At 60.3% G+C, this 7,786-nt stretch carries 8 protein-coding genes; 2 read left to right on the top strand and 6 right to left on the bottom strand.

Annotation, left to right across the window (positions count from 1 at the left end):
* Positions 1-287: 287 nt before the first annotated feature.
* Both IEX53_RS08800 and IEX53_RS08795 read right to left on the bottom strand, forming a co-directional pair.
* Positions 288-539 carry a GlsB/YeaQ/YmgE family stress response membrane protein gene (locus IEX53_RS08800; RefSeq protein WP_188823486.1) on the bottom strand — a complete coding sequence of 84 codons (252 nt, stop codon included), beginning with the start codon at positions 537-539 and terminating at the stop codon, positions 288-290.
* A gap of 182 nt (positions 540-721) precedes the next feature.
* On the bottom strand, positions 722-1,285 hold the full coding sequence (locus IEX53_RS08795; RefSeq protein ID WP_188823484.1) for a PRC-barrel domain-containing protein: 564 nt from the start codon (positions 1,283-1,285) through the stop codon (positions 722-724).
* 254 nt (positions 1,286-1,539) lie between these two features.
* On the opposite strand from IEX53_RS08795, the gene IEX53_RS08790 reads away from it, so the two are divergent.
* Both IEX53_RS08790 and IEX53_RS08785 read left to right on the top strand, forming a co-directional pair.
* On the top strand, positions 1,540-1,902 hold the full coding sequence (locus IEX53_RS08790) for a hypothetical protein (RefSeq protein WP_188823482.1): 363 nt from the start codon (positions 1,540-1,542) through the stop codon (positions 1,900-1,902).
* Between the two features lie 589 nt (positions 1,903-2,491).
* Complete coding sequence (locus IEX53_RS08785; protein ID WP_188823480.1) at positions 2,492-2,776, top strand: hypothetical protein; 285 nt, start codon at positions 2,492-2,494, stop codon at positions 2,774-2,776.
* A gap of 55 nt (positions 2,777-2,831) precedes the next feature.
* Here the strand turns inward: IEX53_RS08785 and IEX53_RS08780 are convergent, their stop codons facing one another.
* From IEX53_RS08780 to IEX53_RS08765, 4 genes are all read right to left on the bottom strand, one after another.
* Positions 2,832-3,779, bottom strand: a complete 948-nt coding sequence (locus tag IEX53_RS08780; RefSeq protein WP_188823478.1) for a substrate-binding domain-containing protein — start codon at positions 3,777-3,779, stop codon at positions 2,832-2,834.
* Between the two features lie 106 nt (positions 3,780-3,885).
* A complete protein-coding gene (locus IEX53_RS08775) occupies positions 3,886-4,884 on the bottom strand; it encodes an ABC transporter permease (RefSeq protein WP_188823476.1) in 999 nt (332 codons plus the stop codon).
* Complete coding sequence (locus IEX53_RS08770; protein ID WP_188823474.1) at positions 4,881-6,440, bottom strand: sugar ABC transporter ATP-binding protein; 1,560 nt, start codon at positions 6,438-6,440, stop codon at positions 4,881-4,883. Before IEX53_RS08770 ends, IEX53_RS08775 begins: the two co-directional genes overlap by 4 nt.
* Positions 6,437-7,612, bottom strand: a complete 1,176-nt coding sequence (locus tag IEX53_RS08765) for a Gfo/Idh/MocA family protein (RefSeq protein WP_188823472.1) — start codon at positions 7,610-7,612, stop codon at positions 6,437-6,439. The genes IEX53_RS08770 and IEX53_RS08765 overlap by 4 nt, the downstream gene beginning before the upstream one ends.
* Between the last annotated feature and the right edge of the window lie 174 nt (positions 7,613-7,786).

Raw genomic sequence — 7,786 nt, 5'->3', positions numbered from 1 at the left:
TGCGGGCAAGCCGCTTGCGGGGATCTGTGCGGGGGGCGTCCAGTAATGGACGTCCCTACCGCGAACGCCACTGAAGGCCGTTTTTTGCCATACTGAAAGGTTGGAAATTAGTCATCAACAGTCAAAGCAACCGTCATTCCTGTGCTTGTCACAGGAATCCATGCCTCTCCCTATACGCAACGGCAACGGTGCCAAATGGAAACCAAGCGATTCCATTAAACACGGCCTGCTCTAAAGTTTGCAGCCGGGGAGATAAATCAACCCGGCTGCAAACATTGAACAGGCGCCTAACGCCTGATGGCTCGCCCGATGGCGATCAGGATGCACGCGCCGATGAAGCCCGCGACCAGATAGCCGACCCAGCCGGTAAGCGCGACACCGAAGAGCCCCAGAACCGCGTTGGCGATGATCGCGCCAACGATGCCCAGGAGAATATTGGCGATGATGCCCATATTGCTCTTCATGAACATTTCGGCAAGCCAGCCTGCCACGCCGCCGATAATGATTGCTGCGATCCAGCCGACACCAGCAGTTTCCATGTAAGTATCTCCCGTCGTTTCTATTCATAAATTATTCGCCGGTTCCTCCCGGCATCGGCTCGCGAGCCGACATGCCATCATAACGCCACAAACGATCTGAGGAAACAGGCGAAATTCATGTAGCAGAGCCACGGCAACCGGCCCGCTGCGAGGTGCGTAGCGGGCCGGTTGGCTGGGTGAAATTACTGTGCCAGGGGGCCGGTGGAAGATGGGCCGCCCGTGGTGCCGTTTGCGGCATCCTTCGCCCTGTTATCCTTGACGATGCCGCCCGTATAAAGCTCGGACCGCTCGAAAGCCGGGGCCTTGTTCAGGTCATCCTTCGACAGGTCGGTCACGAACCAGCGGTCGCCATCGGGTTTGGTTGCAAGGTCAAGGCGATCGAAGCTGACGGCCACGTCCTTCTGTCCCACGCCGAGGAAGCCACCGACACCGATGACCGCGGCCTGGGCCACGCCATTCTCGCCGATGACGATGTCGTTGATGTCGCCAATGCGGTTGGCGTCGCTGCCGGCGCCGTCATAGACGGCCTGCCCGATCACGCCCGAAGCCAGCACCTTGCCGGTGGCTGCGTTTACATTGTTGCTGTCGGGCGTGGCCTTGGGCGCCACTTCCGGCGGATAGGTGAACACGTCGCTGGTTTGAGCCGGCGTATCCTGTACCTGGGGTGTCTGGCCGGTGGTTTGCGCGAAGGCTGCGGTCGACAGCATGGCGACTGCGGCTGTTGTTCCCAAAAGTCGTGTAAGCATGACTACTCTCCTTTATCTGGGCTCCGCCTGAGCGCGCGAAGCCTTCGTTCCAGATACATTTGTAACGGGCAGCCCCGGCAATCGTTCCCGGCAGGTATCAACGCAGCGAGACGGACAAATGCGGATAAGGGGCGCTCTCGAAAGGAACCAAACCTTTCCCCATCTGTTGTTTCGTAGGACCGGAATCGACTGCTCTGGAAGCTTTTGGGGCCGGGGGACTACCTGCAAATGAACTGATGGTTTGGAGAAAGCCGATGCAATTGCGCGAGACACGAATCATTCCCGCTTCCACGCCGAACGAGGCGCCCTCGGTCGAATTCATGGGCGAGAAGGGTGAGCGCGTGACGGTGCGGTTCGCCAAGGACGAGGAAATGGCGGAGTGCGACCGCAGCACCCTCATCGCGGAAGCGACATTCATCCTCTCGCAACTGGCGAATGCGGATATGGCAGGCGGGCTCGACAAGAAAACCGGCGGCGGTGACGCCCGGACCGACGAGCGCACGGGTGATCCCGTCGAACTGGAGGAACAATTGCAGGAAGGACTGAGAGAGACTTTTCCGGGAAGTGATCCCGTGTCGGTGGTTTCAACGGGTATTCCCGGAAAGCCGCAAAATTAAAAGAAAGCGCTGGAGAGCGGCTGCAAGCGGGGCGGTCGCTTTTCCATTTCGTTGATTCACCCATCGTCTGCAATTTCCGAAAAAGAGGCGGATAGGTTTTAACGCGGCTGATAGAGAAAGAGCGCGGCAGCTCTGCAAGCTTAACCGAACTCTCTACTTGTCCACATAATAATCATCGCTTGTTGCTTGACGATTTTTATATCTAAGCATCTGAAAATCATAATCATTTCATACATAATCAAGTATGAATATAAAATATCCGTGCTCGCCATAACGCAAATCGAAAATTTTAACGAATTCATGAAGAAGGCGTTAAGGGATGCTGCCCTAAGGTAAACCCATCCACGAACAAGACCAAGAAACGCCAGGAGGGAACAGCCCGCACGCGGCAAAGGGCGTGCGCTAGTTTAGTGCATTTGCAGCCAGGCGAACGCCTGGCCTGATTGATAAGAGCATGCTGCAGCCAAGTGAATCACTTGGACCCCCCAACCGTATTTAGAGCGAAGATCGCGTGCAAAGCCGCAGGCTTTGGCGGATCGCGCGGCTAGAGAAGCGCCTTTATTTGATCGATTGAATCGGAGGAGCGTACGTGTCAGCACTGGTCAAGATTACATATCCCGCGGAAAACCAGATTATTCACCCGGGCGGCCTGTCGATCCGGGGCATCGGCCCTGCGGGACGGAAAATCCGTATCTCGCTTCGGGAATTCGAATGGCCGTCCGGCTTTTGGGATCTCACCATCGGCAATGATGGATTTTGGGATGCATCAGGAGCGATTGTCGAGAACGGCACCTGGAACATCAATGCAACGCTGATTGCCGATCTTCCCGTTCCGCTGGCGAAGGATCACGTCACTTTCCTGGTGATGCCGTAAATACAAGCCGCGCGTCCATCATAAAAGGCGGACGCGCAGCATTTCCGGCAATCGATCAGAACGGCGAATCCGGGAAATAGAATTCCTTGGCGTTGTCCTTGGTGACAAGCGTGGCGTCAAGGATGTAGCTGCCGCGCACCGGCACCTGGTCGTAGAACTGGCCGGCCGTCAACTCCATCGCGGTGGCGATCATTGCCGGGGGATAGAGCACATCGACCGGGATCATGCTGTCGCCATCGGCCACGCGCTTGATCATCTCCTTCATGCCGGCGCCGCCGACCACGAATTTGATGTCCTTGCGGTCGGCCTGCTGAATGGCTTCGAGCACGCCGACGGCCATGTCGTCGTCCTGGCACCACACTGCGTCGATCTTCTGGTATTTCGCCAGATAGTCCTGCATCACCTTGAAGGCATCGTCGCGCGACCAATTGCCGAACTGGCGGTCGAGAACCTTGATCTCGCTGCCCTTGATGCCTTCGTCGAAGCCTTTCTGGCGCTCTTCGTCGATGACGATCGGCAGGCCTCTGATAATGACGACATCGCCCTTGCCGCCGAGCTCTTTCTTGATGTACTCGCCCGCGACGCGGCCAAGCTCCGGATTGTTGCCGGCGACATAGAGGTCCTGGATCGATTGGTCGGACAACGCCCGGTCGACGACCGTGACGAAAGTTCCCTTCTCCTTCACCTGACGGATTGGGTCGGTGAGTTCATCGGAATTATGCGGCAGCGTCACCAGCGCGTCGATGCCCTGCGCAGTCAGGTCTTCCAGCGCGTTCGCCTGGGAAGCTCCGTCAGGCGAGGTCTTCACCGTCACCTTCAGCCCCGGATATCTCGCTTCCAGCGTCTTCTTGGCGCGTTCGGCGTGATAGACGACGCCGCCCGTCCAGCCATGGTCGGCGGCGGGAATCGAAACGGCGATATGGACCTTTTTATCCTGCGCCCCCGCGACGGTCGCCACCGAGGCGAGCGCCAAGGCAGCCAAACCTGCAAATATGCTTCTCATTGGTCTCTCTCCCTAAGGGGCATTTCCTCTCCGTAATAGCGGCCAGCCCCTGAAGCCGCTCAGTCTGATTCGATTGCCGGAACGCATCCGGCAACCGAATTTCCCCTCACCGCCGCCCGAGCGAGCGCTGGATCAGCATGGCGATGATGATGATCGCTCCCTGCACCGCGCCGATGAGATATTCGCTGACGAGGTCGGAAAGTACCATGATGTTGCCGACCATTTCGAGGATCAGCGCGCCGCAGATCGTGCCCCAGATGCGCCCGACACCGCCGCGCAATGCCGTGCCGCCGATCACCACCGCCGTAATCGCCTGCAACTCCCAGAGCAGTCCGGTCGTCGGAGTCGCCGCGCCCAGCCGCGGCACATAGACCAGCACGGCGATGGCGACGCATAGCCCCTGAATAACGTAGGTGAGCGTCCGCACCCGGTTGACCGAAATGCCGGAATAGCGCGCTACATCCTCATTCGACCCCACCGCCGTCACATGGCGGCCGAAACGGGTGCGGTAGAGGATGAAAGCGCCGATGACCCCCACCGCCAGGATGACCAGTATGGGAATCGGTACGCCCAATACATCGCCGAAATAGATGGGCCGGTAGGCAGCGCGCAGCTCCTGCGATTTTATGGCGATGGAGCCGCCTTCGGCCAGATAGATTGTCAGCGCGCGGAAAATGCCCATCGTCCCAAGCGTCACGATAAAGGGCTCGATGCGGCCCAGCGTCGTGATCAGCCCATTGGCTAGGCCGCACAGCGCGCCCGTGGCAAGCGCCGTCAGCATCGCCGCCGCGATCATGCCCGTATCGCCGGAAACGGCTCCGGTATTGAGGAACAGGATCATCGTTCCGGCGACGAATGCCGCCATCGACCCCACGGAAAGATCGAGCCCGCCCGCCGAGATGACGAAGGTCGCCCCCACAGCGATAATGGCGATGAAAGCGCTGCGCGTCGCGACATTCGTGAGATTGTCGAGCGAGAGAAAACTCGGATTGATCAGCGCGCCGAAGACGAACAGCGCCGCCAGCGCCACAAAGGGCGCGACGGCCCTTAAGTCAATGTCGCCGAAGGGCCGCTTCGCCGTTTGCGCCACGCTCACATTGCTCATGCACTTTCCGCTATCAAAGCGGCCTCCTCCATATTCGCGCCTGTAGCGAGCACGACGATCTCCGCCTCCGTCATGTGCTCGCCCGTGACCTCCCCGGCGATCTCCCCATTGCGCATCACGATGATGCGGTCGCAAATGCCGATCAATTCGGGCATTTCCGACGAAATCACGATAACGGCCTTTCCTTCCGCCGCAAGAGCGTTGATGAATTTATAGATCTGTTCCTTGGTGCCGATGTCTATCCCGCGCGTGGGCTCATCGATGACGACGATCTCGGGACCGAGCAGCATCATCTTGGCGAGCAGCAGCTTTTGCTGGTTGCCGCCCGAGAGCTGCCCGGCGGTAAGGTCGCGGCTCCGGGTGCGAATGTCGAAATCGCGGATTGCCTTGTCGAGCGCCTCATCCTCGCGTTTTCGGTCGATCAGGACGCCGCGCACGAAGCGGTCGAGCCCTGCGAGTGTCAGGTTGGTCTTGAGATTCTGCCCGAGCAGCAGGCCCTTTCCCTTGCGGTCTTCCGAAAGGTAGACGATGCCCGCATCCATGCTTTGTTTCGCATTGCGGAAATGGACAGGCTTGCCCTTGAGCCGCACCGTGCCATGCGCGGGGCGTAGTCCCAGAATGCCTTCAAGCAATTCCGTCCGCCCCGCGCCGACCAGCCCGGCAAAGCCGAGAATCTCGCTGCGCTTCAAGGCAAAGCCCACCTTGCGAACAAAGCCCGGCACCACGAAATTCTCGACTTCGAGAACCGTTTCGCCTGCCTTCGCCTCGGTGCGATCAGGGTAGAGCTTCGAGACATCGCGGCCGACCATCAGCCGCGCCATGTCCACCGGCTCAAGACTAGCCGCGTCGTGCGTGCCGACCAGTTGCCCGTCGCGCAGCACCGTCACGCGATCCGCGATGGTTTTCACCTCCGGCAACCGGTGCGAGATGTAAAGAACCGCCGCATTCTTTTTCCGAATCGTGGCGATGACTTTCAGCAGCGCTTCCGTCTCGACCGGCGTCAGCGAGGCCGTCGGCTCATCGAAGATGACGATCTGGTGCGGGACGAGCAGCGCCCGCGCGATCTGCACAAGCTGGCGCTGGGCGATGGAGAGGCGGTTCACGACGATGCCCGGATCGATATCCGCGCCAAGGTCGAGCACCGCCCGATGCGCTCCCTCCGCCATGGCCCGCTCATCGAGCACCAGCCCCTTGCGAAGCTCGCGCCCGAGATAGATGTTCTGCGCCACCGTCAGGTCGGGGGCGAGCAGGATTTCCTGATGCACCAGAACGATGCCGTGCTTCTCCGCCTCGACCGGGCCGGTGAAGGCGATTGTCTCGCCATTCACCCTGAGCGTTCCTTTCGAAGGCGCGAGATGGCCCGAAAGCACTTTCATCAGCGTTGACTTGCCCGCACCGTTCTCGCCGATAATAGCGTGAACCTCGCCGGTCCTAAGGCTGAGGCCGATATCCTTCAGCACCTCGACAGGGCCGAAGGATTTTGAAATGCCCGCCGCCTCGAGCAATACGCCCGCCGGCGGCGGATGGCTGGGGGAAGGGGAAAGCGGCTCGCTCATCCGATCTTGGTCCACACATTGCCGGCGTTGGAGGAGGCGACCGCCGCCTCGATGAACTGCATTCCCTTGAGCCCGTCGCGCACGGTGGGGAAGATCACATCGCCATCCGGCTTGCCGCCGTCACGTGCGGCAATAATGGCGCGGGCGGCTTCGGCATAGATATTGGCGAAGCCTTCCAGATAGCCTTCCGGATGCCCCGAGGGCACGCGCGTTACCCGCGCCGCTTCGGGCCAAGCCCCGGCGCCGCCACGGGTGAGCAGCTGCTTGGGCTCGCCGAAACGGGTGAACCAGAGATAGTTCGGGTCCGCCTGCGTCCATTCGAGCCCGCCCTTGGTGCCGTAGACGCGCAATTTCAGCCCATTTTCATTGCCGACCGCGACCTGGCTCGCCCACAGCATGCCCTTCGCGCCGCCCTTCCAGCGCAGAAGGATTTGCACATCGTCATCGAGCTGCCGCCCCTCGACGAAGGTGGTGAGCTGCGCCAGCAATTCATCAAGCTCCAGCCCGCTGACGAAGCAGGCGAGATTATAGGCATGCGTCCCGATATCGCCGATGCAGCCACCCGCGCCGGAGCGTTTCGGATCGGTGCGCCATTCGGCCTGCTTGCTTCCGGTGCTTTCCGCCCGCTCGGTGAGCCAGTCCTGCGGATATTCGGCCTGAACCAGCCGGATTTCGCCAAGCTCGCCTTTTTCGACCATGGCGCGGGCCTGCCGGATCATCGGATAGCCGGTGTAATTGTGGGTTACGGCAAAGACCTTGCCGGTCCTGTCGACCAGATCGACCAGTTCCTTCGCCTCATCCACGGTCAGCGTCAGCGGCTTGTCGCAGATGACATGGATGCCCGCTTCGAGAAACGCCTTCGCTGCCGGAGCGTGCATATGATTGGGCGTGACGATGGCCACGGCCTCGATGCCATCGGGACGCGCGGCCTCTGCCTTCGCCATTTCCTCGAACGAGCCATAGGCGCGGTCGGGTGCTATGCTGAGTTCCAGCGCCGACGCCTTTGCCCGCTCCGGGTTAGAGGACAGCGCGCCCGCCACAAGCTCATACTGGTCGTCAAGGCGCGCGGCGATGCGATGCACCGCGCCGATGAAAGCGCCCTGACCGCCACCGACCATGCCTAGGCGAATGCGCCCGGCGCTGCGTTCCTGCTTGGTTGCTTCAATCGTCATAATCTCAATTCCTTCCACCTAATCCCTCTCCCTAGTCCTTCGAGGCTTCATTCCGCTTCGCTGCACTACGCACCTCAGGATGAGGGAGAGGGGCGCTGCGGCCCTTCACCCTCATGGTGAGGTGCGACCCTGAGCCTGTCGAAGGGGAGCCTCGAACCACGAGGGTGAAGGTTG

This window comes from Paramesorhizobium endophyticum, from assembly GCF_014640615.1.
GTDB lineage: Bacteria > Pseudomonadota > Alphaproteobacteria > Rhizobiales > Rhizobiaceae > Paramesorhizobium > Paramesorhizobium endophyticum.
This window is presented reverse-complemented; position numbering and strand designations above follow the sequence as displayed.